The sequence below is a fragment of the Streptomyces flavidovirens DSM 40150 genome (assembly GCF_000429085.1).
GTDB lineage: Bacteria > Actinomycetota > Actinomycetes > Streptomycetales > Streptomycetaceae > Streptomyces > Streptomyces flavidovirens.
On record NZ_AUBE01000002.1, the window covers coordinates 76,832 to 94,422 of the forward strand.

General features: G+C 71.2%; 16 protein-coding genes and 1 pseudogene. 9 read left to right on the plus strand and 8 right to left on the minus strand.

Going from position 1 to position 17,591, the window contains the following annotated elements; translation table 11 throughout:
- Positions 1-18: 18 nt before the first annotated feature.
- Both G412_RS0103075 and G412_RS0103080 read right to left on the minus strand, forming a co-directional pair.
- Positions 19-855, minus strand: coding sequence for a MurR/RpiR family transcriptional regulator (locus tag G412_RS0103075; protein ID WP_028810787.1), 837 nt, complete (start codon positions 853-855; stop codon positions 19-21).
- Positions 856-928: 73 nt separating this feature from the next.
- Positions 929-2,395 carry an aromatic amino acid ammonia-lyase gene (locus G412_RS0103080; RefSeq protein WP_037647569.1) on the minus strand — a complete coding sequence of 489 codons (1,467 nt, stop codon included), beginning with the start codon at positions 2,393-2,395 and terminating at the stop codon, positions 929-931.
- Between the two features lie 104 nt (positions 2,396-2,499).
- Between G412_RS0103080 and G412_RS33020 the strand changes: the two genes are divergently transcribed.
- The 5 genes and pseudogenes from G412_RS33020 (at position 2,500) to G412_RS33025 (ending at position 7,393) form a co-directional block, all read left to right on the plus strand.
- Entirely contained in the window at positions 2,500-3,693 is a 1,194-nt protein-coding gene (locus G412_RS33020) for an ABC transporter ATP-binding protein (RefSeq protein WP_425274436.1), read from the plus strand.
- Complete coding sequence (locus G412_RS0103090; protein ID WP_028810789.1) at positions 3,690-4,334, plus strand: ABC transporter permease; 645 nt, start codon at positions 3,690-3,692, stop codon at positions 4,332-4,334. The genes G412_RS33020 and G412_RS0103090 overlap by 4 nt, the downstream gene beginning before the upstream one ends.
- 3 nt (positions 4,335-4,337) lie before the next feature.
- Entirely contained in the window at positions 4,338-5,009 is a 672-nt protein-coding gene (locus G412_RS0103095) for an ABC transporter permease (RefSeq protein ID WP_028810790.1), read from the plus strand.
- Positions 5,010-5,020: 11 nt separating this feature from the next.
- Complete coding sequence (locus tag G412_RS0103100; RefSeq protein ID WP_028810791.1) at positions 5,021-5,956, plus strand: ABC transporter substrate-binding protein; 936 nt, start codon at positions 5,021-5,023, stop codon at positions 5,954-5,956.
- A 13-nt stretch (positions 5,957-5,969) separates the two neighbouring features.
- Positions 5,970-7,393, plus strand: a pseudogene (locus G412_RS33025) (purine-cytosine permease family protein).
- Positions 7,394-7,706: 313 nt separating this feature from the next.
- Here G412_RS33025 and G412_RS0103110 read toward each other — a convergent pair.
- A complete protein-coding gene (locus G412_RS0103110; protein WP_028810792.1) occupies positions 7,707-9,104 on the minus strand; it encodes a cystathionine beta-synthase in 1,398 nt (465 codons plus the stop codon).
- Between the two features lie 174 nt (positions 9,105-9,278).
- On the opposite strand from G412_RS0103110, the gene G412_RS0103115 reads away from it, so the two are divergent.
- The 3 genes from G412_RS0103115 to G412_RS0103125 all read left to right on the plus strand — a co-directional run bounded on the left by G412_RS0103115 (position 9,279) and on the right by G412_RS0103125 (position 12,864).
- Entirely contained in the window at positions 9,279-10,280 is a 1,002-nt protein-coding gene (locus tag G412_RS0103115) for an SGNH/GDSL hydrolase family protein (protein ID WP_028810793.1), read from the plus strand.
- Positions 10,281-10,556: 276 nt separating this feature from the next.
- Positions 10,557-11,777 (plus strand): acetyl-CoA C-acetyltransferase, encoded by a 1,221-nt coding sequence (locus G412_RS0103120; RefSeq protein ID WP_028810794.1) that lies wholly within the window; start codon positions 10,557-10,559, stop codon positions 11,775-11,777.
- A 247-nt stretch (positions 11,778-12,024) separates the two neighbouring features.
- Entirely contained in the window at positions 12,025-12,864 is an 840-nt protein-coding gene (locus G412_RS0103125; RefSeq protein ID WP_028810795.1) for a hypothetical protein, read from the plus strand.
- Between the two features lie 27 nt (positions 12,865-12,891).
- Here the strand turns inward: G412_RS0103125 and G412_RS0103130 are convergent, their stop codons facing one another.
- On the minus strand, positions 12,892-13,215 hold the full coding sequence (locus G412_RS0103130; protein ID WP_028810796.1) for a hypothetical protein: 324 nt from the start codon (positions 13,213-13,215) through the stop codon (positions 12,892-12,894).
- Between the two features lie 100 nt (positions 13,216-13,315).
- Here G412_RS0103130 and G412_RS0103135 point away from each other — a divergent pair, with 100 nt between their 5' ends.
- Positions 13,316-13,546: a DUF4287 domain-containing protein gene (locus G412_RS0103135; protein ID WP_028810797.1), complete on the plus strand. Its 231-nt coding sequence runs from the start codon at positions 13,316-13,318 to the stop codon at positions 13,544-13,546.
- 95 nt (positions 13,547-13,641) lie between these two features.
- On the opposite strand, the gene G412_RS0103140 is transcribed toward G412_RS0103135, so the two are convergent.
- From G412_RS0103140 to trpC, 4 genes are all read right to left on the minus strand, one after another.
- Complete coding sequence (locus G412_RS0103140) at positions 13,642-14,529, minus strand: Bax inhibitor-1/YccA family protein (protein WP_028810798.1); 888 nt, start codon at positions 14,527-14,529, stop codon at positions 13,642-13,644.
- Positions 14,530-14,652: 123 nt separating this feature from the next.
- Positions 14,653-15,483 (minus strand): tryptophan synthase subunit alpha, encoded by an 831-nt coding sequence (gene trpA / locus G412_RS0103145; protein ID WP_028810799.1) that lies wholly within the window; start codon positions 15,481-15,483, stop codon positions 14,653-14,655.
- Positions 15,480-16,739: a tryptophan synthase subunit beta gene (trpB, locus tag G412_RS0103150; protein ID WP_028810800.1), complete on the minus strand. Its 1,260-nt coding sequence runs from the start codon at positions 16,737-16,739 to the stop codon at positions 15,480-15,482. The genes trpA and trpB overlap by 4 nt, the downstream gene beginning before the upstream one ends.
- On the minus strand, positions 16,736-17,563 hold the full coding sequence (gene trpC / locus G412_RS0103155; RefSeq protein ID WP_425274437.1) for an indole-3-glycerol phosphate synthase TrpC: 828 nt from the start codon (positions 17,561-17,563) through the stop codon (positions 16,736-16,738). The genes trpB and trpC overlap by 4 nt, the downstream gene beginning before the upstream one ends.
- Positions 17,564-17,591: the final 28 nt, after the last annotated feature.

Sequence of the window (17,591 nt, forward strand, 5' to 3'; positions counted from 1 at the left end):
AACGCGCGGGGCGGGGCCCTACTCGACGAACAGTCCGCGCGCCGCCGCCTTCGCGTCGAACTCCTCCAGCCGCGCCTGCGCGTCCGGCAGGTCGTCGCACATCGCCTCCAGCAGCACCCGCCCCAGCAGCATCGGCGCGCACGCCGTGTCGAAGGCCAGGCCCGTGCCGACCGCCGCCGGGATCAGCAGGTCGCTGTGGGCGGCCACGGGCGCGAAGGCGGAGTCGGCGACCGTCACCACCGTCAGGCCCTGCTCCTGCGCGTACGCCAGCGCGTCCACGACCTCGCGCGGATGACGCGGCAGGGCGAAGCACAGCAGCGCGCTCGCGCCCGCCCGGCGGGCCCCGTCGATGCGGTCGGTGAGCATCGAGCCGCTCTCGTCGAGGAGGCGTACGTCGGGGTGGACCTTCGCCGCGAAGTACGCGAAGCCGCGCGCCTGCGAGGACGCGGCACGCAGGCCGAGCACGGGCAGCGGGCGGGAGGCGGCGAGGATACGGCCCGCCTCCTCGACGGGGCGGGGGTCGGCGAGCAGCTCGGAGAGGTGCTTGAGGTTCTCGATCTCGGCCTGGACCGCCTGCTGGTACTCGTTGTACTTGTCCTCGCCCCGCGAGGGCTCGGTGGGCGCGACCTCGCGCAGGTGCTTGCGCAGGGCCGGGTAGCCGTCGAAGCCGAGCGCGACCGCGAAGCGTGTGACGGACGGCTGGCTGACGCCGGCCAGCTCGGCCAGCTCCACGCTCGACAGGAAGGGCACATCGGCGGCCCGGCGCACCATGCAGTGCGCGATGCGCCGCTGGGTCGGCGTGAGCCGGTGCCCGTCGAAGAGCTGCTGCAGTCGTGCGGCAGGGCTGTCGCTCATGCCATCCCCCTCAGAGTTCCCTACATCATCCGTGCGTCCGCGCATCACAAGTCCCTGCGTCTCAGGTCCGGCATCACAGGTCCGTGAACTGGTCGAGCAGCGCGGCCGCCGCAGTCACATCATCGGTGAGCGGGCGGTCCACCTGGTCGGAATCGAGCGCGCCGTCCGCGAGCGCGAAGGCCCGGCCGACCGGCAGTTGCGGGTCGGGACGCAGGTCGCGCTGGCGCAAGGCCCGGACGGCGCCGACGAGTTCGCAGCCGACGACATGCCGGTACGCGTCGCCGGCGCGCAGCGCCTGGCGTGCGGCGAGCGAGGCGAAGCTGGCCTGCTCCTCGACGCCCCGCGAGAGCACGGCGTGGCCGAGCGAGGCGGGGGCGGAGAGGGCGCTCAGGTCGCCGAGGGCGGCCCCGGCGGCGTACTCCAGGATCATCACGCCCGAGCTGCCCGGCTCGCCGTCGGCGAGGAAGGGGCGCAGTCGGGTGAAGGCCGGCTCGTTGAGCGCGGAGAGCCGGGAGGTGGACAGCCGGGCGGTCTGCGTGACGGCGAGCCGGAAATGGTCGAGGGCCAGGCCCAGTTGGGACAGGTAGAAGCCGCCGTGGTGGTAGGCGGACATGTCTTCGGGGCAGATCAGCGGATTCTCGGCGGCCGCGTTGATCTCGACGGCGAGCGTACGTTCCAGCAGGTCGGCCGCGTCCTGCGCGGGCCCGTGTATCTGCGGCAGACAGCGGAAGCCGTACGGGTCCTGGATGCGGCCCAGTGGCGGCGTGGGCCGCTCGGGGGCGCCGAGGAGCCGTCGCATGGTGGCGGCGACGGCGTACGAACCGGGGTGCGGGCGGGCCGCGTGGACGGGTTCGGCGTACGCCTCGTACGAGCCGTCGACCGCGAGGAGCGAGAGCGCGCCGACGACCTGGGTGGCGGTGATGAGGCGGCGCAGTTCGTCGAGGGCGAGGGCGGCCTGGCCGAGGGTGAGGGCGTTGCTGCTGATCAGGGCGAGGGCGTCGTTGTTGTCGAGCGGCTGGGCCTCGGGCGGCGTACCGCTTCCGAGCCAGGGCTGCTCGCCCGCCAGAGCGAGGCCCACCTGGGACAGGGCCGCGATGTCGCCCGTACCGACGGAGCCGTACTCGTTGACGACGGGGTACGCGCCGGACTCCAGCGCCTCGCACAGGGCGGTCACGACGGTGGGGCGCAGGCCCGCGCCGCCCGCGAGGAGCTGGTTCGCGCGGACGGCGAGCATGGCGCGTACCTCGCGGGCGGGCAGCGTGGCGCCGATCGCGCCGGCGTGGCTGCGCAGCAGACGCAGGCCGTGGTCGGCGGCGGCTTCGCTGGGCACGGCCTCGGAGCGGTTGGCGCCGACGCCGGTGGAGCGGCCGTAGACGCGGCCGGACGCGGCGAGCTCGCGGGCGGCGTGCCAGGAGTCCTCGACGCGCTTCATGGCCTCGGTGCCGGGGACGGGGCGCGCGACGCCGTCGGCGAGGCGGACGACGTCGGCGACGGGGAGGCTCTGCCCGTCCAGGACGACCACCATGTGGGACGACTTCATTCGCAAACGCCTCCTTTTCGGACAGCTCGTCTCGCCCACCGGTCGGCCGTAACCAGTGATTTACCTCAGAGCATTGACATCTATTCAGACACCAAGAACTCTGCATGACCATATACAGCCCCGGCAAGGGATGGCCGATGATCAAATTTGACGCAGTCCACAAGCGCTTCCCGAACGGCACGACAGCGGTCGACAACCTCAGCCTGGAGATGCCGGAAGGCGGCATCACGGTCCTGGTCGGCTCGTCCGGATGCGGCAAGACGACCACCCTCCGCATGATCAACCGCATGGTCGACCCGACCTCGGGCACCATCCGGGTCGCGGGCAGGGACATCCTCGAAGCAGACGCCGCCGAGCTGCGGCGCGGCATCGGATACGTCATCCAGCAATCGGGGCTCTTCCCGCACCGCACCGTCCTCGACAACATCGCCACCGTCCCGCTGCTGCTGGGGTGGGGCCGCAAGAAGGCGCGGGCCAGGGCCTCGGAACTCCTGGAGACCGTCGGCCTCACCGCCGGCGCGGGCAGGCGTTACCCGCACCAGCTCTCCGGCGGCCAGCAGCAGCGCGTGGGCGTCGCGCGGGCGCTGGCGGCGGACCCGCCCGTACTGCTGATGGACGAACCGTTCGGCGCGGTGGACCCGGTCGTGCGCACCCAGCTCCAGGACGAGCTGCTGCGCCTCCAGCGAGAGCTGAGCAAGACCATCGTCTTCGTCACGCACGACATCGACGAAGCGGTGCGCCTCGGTGACCGCATAGCCGTCTTCCGCACCGGCGGCCACCTCGTCCAGTGCGCCCCGCCCGCCGAGCTGCTGGCCCGCCCGGCCGACGGCTTCGTGGCCGATTTCCTGGGCGCCGAGCGGGGCCTGAAGCTGCTGTCGCTGACCACACTGGCTGATGTCCCGCAGCGGCGTGCGACGACGGTACGGGCCGGCGAGAAGCCGGCGCCGCAGGCCGGCTGGCAGCTTGTCACCTCCGCCGAGGGCAGGCCGCTGGGCTGGCTGGACCCGGCGACAGCGGCCATGTCCGGCACCGGCGGCACGGCGGGTGAGGCCGCGCTGGTACCGGTACGGCCGCTGTCCGACGGGGACTCCCTCCTGTCGGCGCTCAACGAGTCGGTGGCGTCCCCCAGCGGTCTGGTGGCCCGCGTGGACGCGGAGGGCGTCCTCACCGGAGTCACCTCCCGCGAGGAGATCCACGACCGGGCGGGCACGGCGCACGCCACAGCTACCCGCCCGGCGTCACGGGCTGCGGACGAGGCCCCCGCGTCCCACGCGGCACTCCAGCGGCGTACCGCATGACCGTCGAGTGGGCGTGGATATCCGACCACGCGAGCGACCTCGCCACCCTCACCGTCTCCCACCTCCAGGCCGCCCTCACCGCCGTCGCCCTCGGCCTGCTGATCTCGCTCCCGCTGGCCGTCGTCGCCCACCGCATCCGGCCCCTGCGCGGGCTGCTGCTCGGCCTGTCCAACGTCCTGTTCACCATCCCCTCCATCGCGATCTTCGTGCTGCTGCTCCCGGTCACCGGCCTCACCCGCACGACGACGGTCGTCGGCCTGACCGTCTACACGCTGGTCGTGCTGCTCCGTAACACCGTCGAGGGCCTGGACGCCGTACCCGTCAAGGTCCGCGAGGCCGCCAGGGCCATGGGCACCCGCCCCCTGCGCACCCTGCTCACCGTCGAGCTGCCGCTCGCGCTCCCGGTGATCATGGCGGGCGTACGCATCGCGACGGTCATGTCGATCTCGCTGGTGAGCGTCGCGACGTACATAGGCGACGGCGGACTCGGCCAGCTCTTCACCGACGGCTTCCAGCGCAACTTCCCCACCCCCGTGATCACGGGTGTCGTGCTCACCCTCCTGCTCGCGCTGGTCGCGGACGCGCTGCTGGTCGCCGTCCAGTACGTGCTCACTCCCTGGACCAGGAAGCGCGGGGCCTGAATCATGTACGAACTCTTCTCCGACCTCGGCTCCTGGCTGACCAGCGGCGAGCAGTGGGCAGGCCCCGACGGCATCGCGCACCGCCTCGCCGAGCACCTCCAGTACTCGCTCATCGCCACCCTCGTGGCCGCCGTGATCGCGCTGCCCGTCGGCCTGCTCATCGGCCACACCGGCCGGGGCGCCTTCCTCGCCATCAACTTGTCGTCGTTCGGGCGCGCCCTGCCCACCGTCGGCCTGGTCGTGCTGGTCTTCCTGGCGAGTGGTCTGTCCATGACCCCGGTGTACGTCGCGCTGGTCGCCCTCGCCGTGCCCGCCATCGTGACCAACACGTACGCCGGCATGACCGCCGTCGACGCCGACGTGAAGGACGCGGCCCGTGGGCAGGGCATGCGCGCCCACCAGGTCCTCTTCCAGGTCGAACTGCCGCTCGCCCTCCCCCTGATCATGACCGGGCTGCGCCTGGCCCTGATCCAGGTCGTCGCCACCGCCACCATCGCGGCGTACGTCAGCTTCGGCGGCCTGGGCCGGTATGTCTTCGACGGGCTCGCGCAGCGCGACCTCGTGCAGGTGCTGGGCGGGGCGGTGCTGGTCGCCGTCATCGCCGTCGTACTCGACCTGGTCCTGGCCGGACTCCAGCGCGCCCTGTTCCGCCACCGCCACCACGCAGCCCACTGATGGAGCCCTCCATGAACCGCAGGACCCTGCTCGGCGGCCTCTTCGCCACCGCCACCGTCCCCGCCGTCGCCGCGTGCAGCAGCGGCATCACCTCCCTCGAAGGCGAGGGAGGTGCCGGGGCCGGGGGCGGCGGCTCCAGCGCCGACGGCGTCACCATCGGCACCGCCAACTTCACCGAGAACCAGATCCTCGGTCACCTGTACGCCGCCGTGCTCGGCGCCGCCGGGATCAGGACGACCGTCCGTCCGAACCTCGGCACCCGCGAAATCCTCATCCCGGCCCTCAAGGGCGGCGACATCGACCTGCTCCCCGAATACCAGGGCGCGCTCCTGCACTACCTCGACGCGAAGGCGAAGGAGACGGAGGAGGGCGAAATGCAGAACGCCCTCGCCGTCGCGCTCCCCAGGGGCCTCCAGATCCTCCCGTACGGCAGGGCGGAGGACTCCGACGCCTTCGCCGTCACCCGCGAGACGGCCGAGAAGTACGGGCTGAAATCCCTCGCCGACCTGGCCAGGCACAACGGGAAGCTCGTCATCGGCGCGGCCCCCGAGGTGAAGAAGCGCACGGTCGGGGCCGTCGGCCTGAAGGACGAATACGGCGTGGAGTTCAAGGAGTTCAAGTCCCTGGACTCCTCGGGCCCGCTGGTCAAGGGCGCGCTCAAGAAGGGCGACGTGGACGTGGCGAACCTCTTCACCACCGACACGGACATCCTCGCCGAGGGCTGGGTCGTCCTCACCGACCCCAAGAACCTCATCCCCGGCCAGCACGTCGTGCCGCTGATCGCCGACCGCAAGGCGGACTCGACCGTACGCAAGGCACTGGCCCGCCTCGGCAACGCCCTCACGACCGAGGACCTGACCGAGCTCAACCGCCAGGTCGACAAGGACAAGAAGGACCCGGAGGACGTCGCGAACGCCTGGGCCGCCGCCCACCGCCTCACGAAGTAAGGAGAGTCTCTCCATGGCCGATTCCCTGGTCGAGCGCCGCTCGATCGACGGCGTACCGGACAGCGAACGGCACGGCACCGCCTTCAGCCAGTTCACCCTCTGGCTCGGCGCGAACCTCCAGATCACCGCCGTCGTCACCGGCGCGCTCGCGGTCGTGTTCGGCGGCGGAGCCCTGTGGTCGGCCGTCGGCCTGCTCGTCGGCAACGTACTCGGCGGCGCCGTGATGGCCCTGCACTCGGCGCAGGGCCCGAAGCTGGGCCTGCCCCAGATGATCCAGTCCCGCGCCCAGTTCGGCGTCAAGGGAGCCGTGGTCCCCCTCCTCCTGGTCATCGTCATGTACGTCGGCTTCTTCGCCAGCGGCAGCGTGCTGGCCGGCCAGGCGGTCGGTGAACTGACCCGCCTCGGTGACACGGCGGGCATCGTGATCTTCGCGGCGGTCACCGCCGTGATGGCCGCCATCGGCTACCGCGTCATCCACGCGCTCGGGCGGGTGGCGAGCGTCGTCTGCGCGCTGGCGTTCGTGTATCTGGGCTTCCGCCTGCTGGACCGCGTCGACCTCGCAGAGGTCCTGGCGGACCACTCCTTCTCCCTCCCCATGTTCCTGCTGGCGGTGTCGCTGTCCGCGTCCTGGCAACTCGCGTTCGGCCCGTACGTCGCCGACTACTCCCGCTACCTCCCGCGCACGACGAGCGGCCGCGCCACCTTCTGGTGGACGCTCGGCGGCTCGGCGCTGGGGTCGAAGGGGGTGCCCCCACGCCCTTAAGGCTGTGGGGGAGGTCGATGACGTTCGGGGTGCTGGTGGCGGCGACGGCGGGGGACGCGTTCCTGGCGGGGCAGGTGAGTTACGTCGTGGCGCTCGGCGGCACCGGCCTGGTCGCGTCGTTCCTCTACTTCGTGATCGCGCTCGGCAAGCTGACGATCAACGTGCTCAACACGTACGGCGGCTTCATGTCGATGGTGACCGGCATCAGCGGCTTCCGGGGTCAGCGCGTGCTCTCGCCGCGCGGCCGGGCGGCGTACATCGCGGCGATCATGGTGGCGGGCACGGCGGTGGCGCTGCTCGGCAAGGACACCTTCCTGACGTCGTTCAAGGACTTCCTGCTCTTCCTGCTGACGTTCTTCACCCCGTGGTCGGCGATCAACCTGGTCGACTACTACCTGATCTCGCGCGAGCGTTACGACATCCCGGCCCTGTCCGACCCGGACGGCCGCTACGGCGCGTGGCGCTGGGACGCGCTGGCGGTGTACGCCGTGGGCATCGCCGTCCAGCTCCCCTTCCTGGTCACCCACTTCTACACCGGGCCGCTGGTGGCCCCACTGGGCGGCGCGGACATCTCGTGGGTGGTGGGCCTGGCCGTACCGGCACTGCTGTACTGGCTGCTGGCGCGGCGCGACACGTCGCACATCCCGGACCGGACGCTGCTGCCGCCGGCTTGAGGCTCTCGGGGAGGGGGGCCAAAAAGATATCGCGGGGACCGCCGCACCCCCGGTTGCCCAGGGGGCGGGACGACGGCGGTCCCCGCGAGGGACACGGGCCGGGTTCAGGGCCGGCTTCGTGTCCAGGCGTCCATGGAGTTCCGGGAGCCGCTCCGTTGTCCTTGACGCCGACAACAACCAAGGTGCCCGAGGCGTGTTAAGCCAGTGCTGCGCGGACGTGTCACCCTCGTACCACTTTCGCGAAGCTGCGGCGTCCGGCCTCCCGGCTCAGAGCCCGGCCCAGATCCCCGGCGCCCCCCTGGCCCAACTCCCGCTACGACCCCTGGGGCTTCGCCAGGAAGGCCAGCAGGTCCTGCCTGCTCACCACACCCGTCGGCTTCCCCTCGACCAGCACAATGGCCGCGTCGTGCTGCCCCTTGCCGCCCAGCACGGCCATCAGGTCCTCCACCGGCTCGCCGGAGCCGACCTGCGGCAGCGGCGGGCTCATGTGCTGCTCCAGCCGGTCCCCGAGCTGCGCGCGCTGCGCGAACACGGCGTTCAGCAGCTCGCGTTCGACGACCGAGCCGATGACCTCCGCGGCCATCACGTCCGGGTGGCCCGCGCCGGGCTTCACGATCGGCATCTGCGAGACGCCGTACTCGCGCAGTACCTCGATCGCCTGACCCACCGTCTCCTCCGGGTGCATGTGCACCAGGCTCGGCATGTCGCCCTCCTTGTACCGCAGGACGTCACCGACGCTCGCGTGCGGCCCCGACTCCTCCAGGAAGCCGTAGTCCGCCATCCACTCGTCGTTGAAGATCTTGCTGAGGTAGCCGCGGCCGCTGTCCGGCAGCAGTACGACCACGACGTCGTCGGGGCCGAGCCGCTCGGCCACCCGCAGCGCGGCGACGACCGCCATGCCGCAGGAGCCGCCGACAAGGAGTCCCTCCTCCTTGGCGAGGCGGCGCGTCATCTGGAACGAGTCCTTGTCCGACACCGCGACGATCTCGTCCGTGACACTCGCGTCGTACGCCGACGGCCAGAAGTCCTCACCGACACCCTCGACGAGGTACGGCCGCCCCGAACCGCCCGAGTACACCGAGCCCTCGGGGTCCGCGCCGATGATCCTGACCTTGCCGCCGCTGGCTTCCTTCAGGTAGCGGCCGGTCCCGGTGATCGTGCCGCCGGTGCCGACGCCCGCGACGAAGTGCGTGATCTTCCCGTCCGTCTGCGTCCACAGCTCGGGACCGGTCGTCTCGTAATGCGAGCGCGGGTTGTTCGGGTTGCTGTACTGGTCGGGCTTCCAGGCGCCCGGCGTCTCGCTGACCAGCCGGTCGGAGACGTTGTAGTACGAGTCGGGGTGCTCGGGGTCGACAGCGGTGGGGCAGACGACGACCTCGGCGCCGTACGCGCGCAGCACATTGATCTTGTCCGTGGACACCTTGTCCGGGCAGACGAAGATGCACTTGTAACCCTTCTGCTGGGCCACGATCGCAAGGCCGACACCGGTATTGCCGGACGTCGGCTCGACGATCGTGCCGCCGGGCTTGAGCGCGCCGCTCTCCTCCGCCGCCTCGATCATGCGCAGGGCGATCCGGTCCTTCACGGATCCGCCGGGATTGAAGTACTCGACCTTGGCCAGGACTGTTGCCTGGATGCCGGCCGTCACGCTGCCCAGCCTCACAAGCGGGGTGTTGCCGACGAGGGTGATCATCGAGTCGTGAAATTGCACGATGCGCTCCGGGTTCTCCGTAATGGTGCCGCCCAGCGTAAAGGGCCGACAACGGCGCGTTCACGTTCGGGCGCGATTGAAGAGCGCCCACTACCGGGCAGTAAGCACTTGAGCGGAGCGAGCGGGAGGCTTCGAGGCCTGGAGGAGGTGGCTGCGACTGTGTCGAGAGCAAGGGTGGCACGGCGGATCGCCGCTGGCGCGGCGTACGGAGGGGGCGGGATCGGGCTGGTCGGCGCGGCGGCGGTCGGGATCTTCCTTGCCGAGGTGCAACTGGCCAAGCGGTCGGTGGGCGGCGGGCGGGCGCCCGTACCGCCACTGGCGGACGGTCTGTACGGGATGCCGCTGGCCGGGTATCCCATGGACGCCCCGCTGCGGCTCGCGATGCTCGGGGACTCGACGGCGGCCGGGCAGGGCGTGCGCCGGGCCGGGCAGACGCCGGGGGCGCTCCTCGCGTCCGGTCTGGCGGCGGTGGCGGAACGGCCGGTCGTGCTGCGCAATGTGGCGCAGCCCGGAGCGCAGTCGGACGACCTGGAGCGGCAGGTCACGGTCGTACTGGCGGACCGGGAGCGGCTTCCCGACGTCTGCGTGATCATGATCGGCGCGAACGACGTCACGCACCGGATGCCGCCCACGCAGTCCGTCCGTTATCTCGCTTCGGCGGTACGCCGCCTGCGCACGGCGGGGGCGGAGGTGGTCGTCGGCACCTGTCCCGACCTGGGCACGATCGAACCCGTCTACCAGCCGCTGCGGTGGCTGGCCCGGCGGGTGTCGCGGCAGCTCGCGGCGGCGCAGACGATCGGGGCGGTGGAGCAGGGCGGGCGGACGGTGTCGCTGGGCGACTTGCTGGGGCCGGAGTTCCTCGCGAACCCCCGCGAGCTCTTCGGCCCCGACAACTACCACCCCTCGGCGGAGGGCTACGCGACCGCGGCGATGGCCGTACTGCCGACGGTGTGCGCGGCGCTCGGACTGTGGCCGGAGTCGGACCGGCTGGACGCCTCGCGGGACGAGGACATGCTGCCGGTGGCGAAGGCGGCGGCGGAGGCGGCGTCTGCCGCCGGCACGGAGGTTACGGCCGCCCGCGCGCCCTGGGCCCTCCTGAAGCACCGCCGCCGCCGGCGCCTCCCGGCCACAACGGAACCGGCCCCCTCCCCCTCGGAGCCGCGCCGGGCGCTTTGAGGGGGAGGGGGCGCGCGGGGGCGGGTCCGGCGCGGGTTGCCTGTGGCGCGGGTTGCCTGTGGCGCTGCGGGGGAGGGCTGGGGCAGCGCCCCTCTCACGGCGGAGCCGCACAATGTCACAGTGGGAAGGGGCGGGGAGGGGAAACAACCCACGCCCCACTGAGCGGGCGCTTAGAAAAGAGGCCCGCATCACATCGTCCGCACGATGACCCGAGCCATACGTGCGGGTAACTTCCCAATCAGCCGTGCCCACTCGCCTCGCCCTCATGGAGCCGTCATGCCCGAAGCCGTGATCGTTTCCACCGCCCGTTCGCCCATCGGCCGCGCCTTCAAGGGCTCGCTGAAGGACCTGCGGCCCGACGATCTGACCGCCACCATCGTGCAGGCCGCCCTCGCCAAGGTGCCCGAGCTCGACCCCCGCGACATCGACGACCTCATGCTCGGCTGCGGCCTCCCCGGCGGCGAGCAGGGGCACAACCTGGGCCGGATCGTCGCCGTACAGATGGGCATGGACCACCTTCCGGGCTGCACCATCACCCGGTACTGCTCCTCCTCCCTCCAGACCTCCCGCATGGCGCTGCACGCCATCAAGGCCGGCGAGGGCGACGTCTTCATCTCCGCCGGTGTCGAGATGGTGTCCCGCTCCGTCAAGGGCAGCTCGGACGGCATGCCCGACACCCACAACCCGGTGTTCGCCGAGGCGGAGGCCCGTACCGCCGCCGTCGCGCAGAGCGAGGGCGCCGACTGGCACGACCCGCGCGAGGACGGTCTCGTCCCGGACGCGTACATCGCCATGGGCCAGACCGCCGAGAACCTCGCCCGTCTCAAGGGCATCAGCCGCGCCGAGATGGACGAGTTCGGCGTACGGTCGCAGAACCTCGCCGAGCAGGCCATCAAGAACGGCTTCTGGGAGCGCGAGATCACCCCGGTCACGACCCCCGACGGGACCGTCGTGTCGCAGGACGACGGGCCGCGCGTCGGCGTCACCCTCGAAGGCGTCCAGGGCCTCAAGCCCGTCTTCCGCCCCGACGGCCGTGTCACCGCCGCCAACTGCTGCCCGCTCAACGACGGCGCCGCCGCCCTCGTCATCATGAGCGACACCAAGGCGCGGGAGCTGGGGCTGACGCCGCTGGCGCGGATCGTCTCGACGGGTGTCTCGGGGCTGTCGCCCGAGATCATGGGCTACGGCCCGGTCGAGGCCAGCAAGCAGGCGCTCAAGCGCGCCGGGCTGAGCATCGGCGACATCGACCTCGCGGAGATCAACGAGGCCTTCGCCGCCCAGGTCATCCCGTCCTACCAGGACCTCGGCCTGGACCTGGACAAGCTCAATGTCAACGGTGGCGCCATCGCCGTCGGCCACCCCTTCGGCATGACCGGCGCGCGCATCACCGGCACGCTGATCAACAGCCTCCAGTTCCACGACAAGCAGTTCGGCCTGGAGACGATGTGCGTGGGCGGCGGCCAGGGCATGGCCATGGTCATCGAGCGCCTCAGCTGACCGTCCCCGCCACCCCGGCCGCACCCGGTTCGTAACCCAATCTCCCCCAGGATGTGATGTATCTCCTGGGGGAGAGGCATACCCCCAGGTCAAGGGTGGTTACTGGCGAAACCGCCAAGCAAAAGACCTGTCCATTTCGTGACGTAATGCACTGACAGATGGCGCGCACTCACCTCAAGCTGATGTAGGAAGTCGGGGGATCGATGAAACCGGGAGTACGTCAGTGAGCGCCATGCCTCTTGCCCTGTTGCTGACCACAGCCGCCGCCACGGCCGTGGGCGCCGCTGCTCTGCACGCAGTCCACGGACTGCGCAAGCAGGTCAAGGCCCTGCGTACCGAGCTGACGGCCGCGGCCGCGTTCGGCCGTTCCGGGGCCGCCGTCCCCCAGCAGACCCGTGCCGCCGACGCGGAGGGCATACGGGAGGCCGTAGCCGAAGCGCTCGCCGAGGAGCGTGAGCGCGAGCTGGCCGAGGCCCGTGCCTTCTGGGCCGCGCAGGAGGCCCGCGACGCCGCGGACGCCCCTTCGCTGCTGGGCGGTCTGACCGGTCTCGGGGACGAGACGCCCCCGTTCTTCGTCCCGCGCCAGGCGGACTTCACCGGCCTTGAGTCGTTCGACGCGTACGAGGCGCTCGAATCCCTCGACGGCCCCGACGCCATGGAAGCCCTGGACGCTCTCGACGACCTGGAGCCGGCCGACGCCTTCCCCGAGGACTCCGCCGAGCTCGCGGCCGCCCGCCGCCGCCACCCCTCGCACCCCGACTTCGTACCGGTCCAGACACCCGTCGTGGCCGACCACGAGCGCACCGTGACCCGCCTGGAAGAGCTCGCGGCCGCCCGCACCGCGCTCGCCGACGTGCGCCCCGGTCCCCTCGGCACCCTCGACGTGTACGTCTTCACTGACGGTACGACGCTCTGTATGACCCCCGGCCACCGCGAGACCGCCGAGCGCCTCGCCGAGTTCGTACGCGGCGGCGAGTCCCCGGTGCTGCTCGGCGGCTCCGGCATCTCCGGTGCGTACGCCCTGACCTTCTCCTGCGGCGAGGAAAGCGTCTACATCCTCGCCGACCGGGTCATCGCGTCGATCTAGCTTTCCGCCCCGCTCAGACCCCGGCGCTCAGACCCCGGCGCGCGCCGCCGCGGCCTTCACCAGACGCACGGCCTCGTCCAGTCCGGCCTCGGCCGACGGGGCCGTTTCCAGCGCCTGAGCCACATCATGACCGGCGACCGTCAGTTGGTCGGCCACCGCGAACACGCCGGCGTCCGGCATGATCCGCGGCTCTGCCCCCGGCTCCTCGACCCGCTGCGCCCGTACGGACAATTCCCTGGCCAGAGCGAGCCCTTCGGCGGCGGCGCCGCGCTGCAGGCGGCTCTGCGGGGCGGCGCGCAGCCGGTCGGCGAATCGGTCCACGGCGGCGGTCAGGGGCGTTGTATCGAGCACGCCGCGACCCTACGCGCCCACACGGGACTGTTGCCAACGGGCGAACACTCAGGCACGGTGACATGAAGGAGCACTCGCGCAATGCGTCCGGAGGCGCCGAATGTCCCAAGTCTTCTCCGAAGAGACCCATCAGAACCTGCTCTCCCGAATCCCCCACTGCACCGGTCGTGAAGTGTCCGACTGGCTCCGCGCCGTGGACGACGGCCCAGCCCTCTTCCGCTTCGACGAGAAGGTGAGCTGGCTCCGCAGTGAACACAATCTCGCCTACGGCCACGCGAAAGCGATCATCCACGAGTACGACCTGAGGCGCGCCGCCCGCCGATTGCTCTAGATCCGTCGGCCCTCGCGGCCGTCGGCATGCGGAAGGGCCCGCCCGGCGAATGCCGGACGGGCCCTTCCGCATGTGCCCGGGGGCGACTGGCTGTGCTAGTCGTCGCCGCTGAGGATGGAGACCAGCCGCAGCATCTCCAGGTAGATCCACACCAGGGTCAGGGTGAGGCCGAAGGCCGCCATCCAGGACTCCTCGCGCGGAGCGCCGTACGCGACGCCGTCCTCGACCTGCTTGAAGTCCATGGCGAGGAAGAACGCGCCGAGCAGGACACCGACGACCCCGAAGATGACGCCCATCCAACCGCTGCGGAAGCCGAGGCCGTCACCGCCGCCGAACACCATGAACAGCAGGTTCACGGAGGTCAGGACGATGAAGCTGATCGCGGCGATCATCAGGTAGCGCGTGAAGCGCTGGGTGACCCGGATGATCCGGGTCTTGTACAGGAAGAGCATGGTGACGAAGACCGCCATCGTGCCCAGCACCGCCTGCATCGGCGCGCCGTCGGCCACGTACGTGTTCACGTAGTTGCTGAGGGCGCCGAGGAAGATGCCCTCGAAAGCGGCGTACGCCAGGATCAGCGCCGGAACGGGCTTCTGCTTGAAGGACTGGACCAGCCCGAGCACCATCGCCACGAGAGCGGCGCCGATGGCCAGGCCGAGGCCGACATTCATCACCCATGCGACGGTGGCGCCGGCGACCACGAGGCCAAGCGTGATGCCCGTCCGCGCGACGACGTCGTCCATCGTCATGACGTTGCCGCGTACGGGCGCCTGCGGGGCGCCGTACTGCGTGTCCTGGGGGGCGTAGGGGTTCGTCGCGTAAGGGTTCGTCGCGTACGGGTTCGCCGGGGCGCCCTGGGCGTACGGGTTGCCCTGCGCCGTACCGACGGCGGGGCCCCCGGCCTGCGGTGCCGCGTTGAAGCCCGCAGTGCCGTTGTCGCGGCTGAAGCCCCGTCGCGAGAAGACCGGGTTGCTGCTCCTCATCTCACTCCTCCATGGCCACCCTGCGTGGCCTTGGGACAAGAGTAATGGGAAAGCAAAAGGAACACCCTAGTGCCAGGGGAGGATCTTTCACCCGGCCGATGGCGAACCGGAGGCATGCCTGAGTCAGCTCCCGCGTACCCCTTGGGCGAGCTCGCCCGCCAGCGCCCGTACGGCGGCCAGCCCGGCGGGCAGGTCCGGCGCGTCAAGGAGCAGCTTCACGAAGGCCGAGCCGACGATCACGCCGTCGGCGAAGGCGGCGACCTCCTTGGCCTGTACGGCGTTGGAGACCCCGAGCCCGACGCAGACCGGAAGCCCGGTGGTGGCGCGGGTGCGGCGCACCAGCTCCTGGGCCTGGTCGCCCACCGATTCGCGGGTCCCTGTGACGCCCATCAGCGAGGAGGCGTAGACGAAGCCGGAACCGGCCGCGGTGATGGTCGCCAGGCGTTCGTCCTTGCTGCTGGGTGCGACCACGAAGACCGTGGCCAGGCCGTGCTTCTCGGCGTGCTCGCGCCACAGCGCGGACTCCTGCACCGGCAGGTCGGGCAGGATGCAGCCCGCGCCGCCCGCCTGCGCCAGCTCCGCCGTGAAGCGCTCCACGCCGTAGCGGTCGATCGGGTTCCAGTACGTCATGACGAGCACCGGCGCCCCGGTCGCCTCGTGCGCCTCCCGAACCGTCCGCAGCACGTCGGCGATCTTCACCCCGCCACGCAGGGCGATGTCGTCGGCGGTCTGGATGACCGGGCCGTCGAGCACCGGGTCGCTGTGCGGCAGCCCGATCTCGACGATGTCCGCGCCGCCCGCGACGACCGCCTTGACCGCGTCGATGCCGCCGTCCACGGTCGGGAACCCGGCCGGGAGGTAGGCGATGAGGGCGGCCCGGTCCTCGGACCCGGCCTTGGCGAGCGTGTCGCTCAGCAACTGGATGCGTCCGGTCTTGTCACTGGCCGTGCTCACTTGTTCTCTCCCTCGGAGTCGTACAGCCCGAAGTAGCGGGCGGCCGTGTCCATGTCCTTGTCGCCGCGCCCGGACAGGTTGACCACGATCAGGCCGTCCTTGCCGAGCTCCCTGCCCAGGCCGAGGGCGCCGGCCAGGGCGTGCGCGGACTCGATCGCCGGGATGATGCCCTCGGTGCGCGAGAGCAGGCGCAGGGCCTGCATCGCCTGGTCGTCGGTGATCGCGCGGTACTCGCCGCGTCCGGTGTCCTTGAGGTACGCGTGCTCCGGGCCGATGCCGGGGTAGTCGAGACCCGCCGAGATGGAGTACGGCTCGGTGATCTGGCCCTCCTCGTCCTGGAGGACGTACGACCGCGAGCCGTGCAGGATGCCGGGCTCACCGGCGGACAGGGTGGCCGCGTGCTCGCCGGTCTCGATGCCGTGCCCGGCGGGCTCGAATCCGACCAGGCGTACGCCCGTGTCGGGGATGAAGGCGTGGAAGAGGCCGATGGCGTTGGAGCCGCCGCCGACGCAGGCCGCGACGGCGTCGGGCAGGCGTCCGGCGCGCTCCAGGATCTGGCGGCGGGCCTCGACGCCGATGACCCGGTGGAAGTCGCGGACCATGGCGGGGAAGGGGTGCGGTCCGGCGACCGTGCCGAAGAGGTAGTGCGTACGGTCGACGTTGGCGACCCAGTCGCGAAACGCCTCGTTGATGGCGTCCTTCAGGGTGCGGCTGCCGGACTTCACGGCGACGACCTCGGCGCCGAGCATCCGCATCCGGGCCACGTTCAGCGCCTGGCGCTGGGTGTCGATCTCGCCCATGTAGATGGTGCATTCGAGACCGAACAGGGCGCACGCGGTGGCGGTGGCCACCCCGTGCTGTCCGGCGCCGGTCTCCGCGATCACACGCGTCTTGCCCATGCGCTTGGTGAGCAGCGCCTGGCCGAGAACGTTGTTGATCTTGTGCGAGCCGGTGTGGTTGAGGTCCTCCCGTTTGAGGAAGATCCGCGCGCCGCCCGCGTGTTCGGCGAAGCGGGGCACCTCGGTGAGGGAGCTGGGGCGGCCGGTGTAGTTGACGAGCAGATCGTTCAGCTCGGCCGCGAACTCCGGGTCGGACTTGGCCTTGTCGTAGACGGCGGCGACCTCGTCGACCGCGGCGACGAGCGCCTCCGGGATGAACTTGCCGCCGAAGTCACCGAAGTAACCCCCGGCGTTGGGAACGTGCCCCTCCGGTGCGGGAACGAACGAGGTGGCCGGCGTGTCGGTGGTCGTCGTCATGACCTCTCCTGAGTGGTTCCGTGCGCTTGCGAGTTCTTCAGTTCCGCCACCGCCGCCGCCGGGTCGGCCGAGCGCATCAAGGTCTCCCCGACCAGCACCGCGTCCGCCCCGTCGGCGCGCAGCCGCCGGGCGTCCGCCGGGCTTCGTACGCCGCTCTCCGCGACCAGCACACGGTCCGCCGGGACTTGCGCCCGGAGCCGGCCGGTGAGGCCGAGGTCGATCCGGAAGTCCCGCAGATCGCGGTGGTTGACGCCGATGTTGCGGGCGCCGAGGCCGACCGCGGTGCGCGCCTCGGTCTCGTCGTGGACCTCCACCAGGACGTGCAGGCCGTGGTCTTCGGCGTAGGCGTACAGCTCGGCCAGCCGGTCCTCGGTGAGGGCGGCGACCACGAGCAGGACCGCGTCCGCGCCGTACGCCCGGGCCTCGGCGATCTGGTACTCGTCGACGATGAAGTCCTTGCGCATGACGGGCAGGCCCACGGCCTCCCGTGCGGTCGCGAGGTCCGCCGGGTGGCCGCCGAAGCCCTCGGTGTGCGCGAGGACGGAGAGGGCGCAGGCGCCGCCGGCCTCGTAACTCCGGGCCAGCTCGGCGGGCCGGTAGTCGTCGGTGAGGGGGCCCTTCAGCGGGCTGCGGGGCTTGAGCTCGGCGACGACGCCCAGCCCCGGAGCCCGCAGAGCCGCGCCGAAGTCCCGTACGGCGGGGGCGGCCTGTGCTCTGCTCTCCACCTCGGTCAGAGGGACCTCGGCCCTGCGGGCCGCCGTCTGGCGGTGCGCGGCCCGGATCAGCTCCCCGAGCAGGTCGGGCATGACGGACTGGCTGGTCAACGTGGTGCTCCTTGTTCGCGTCGCGGTG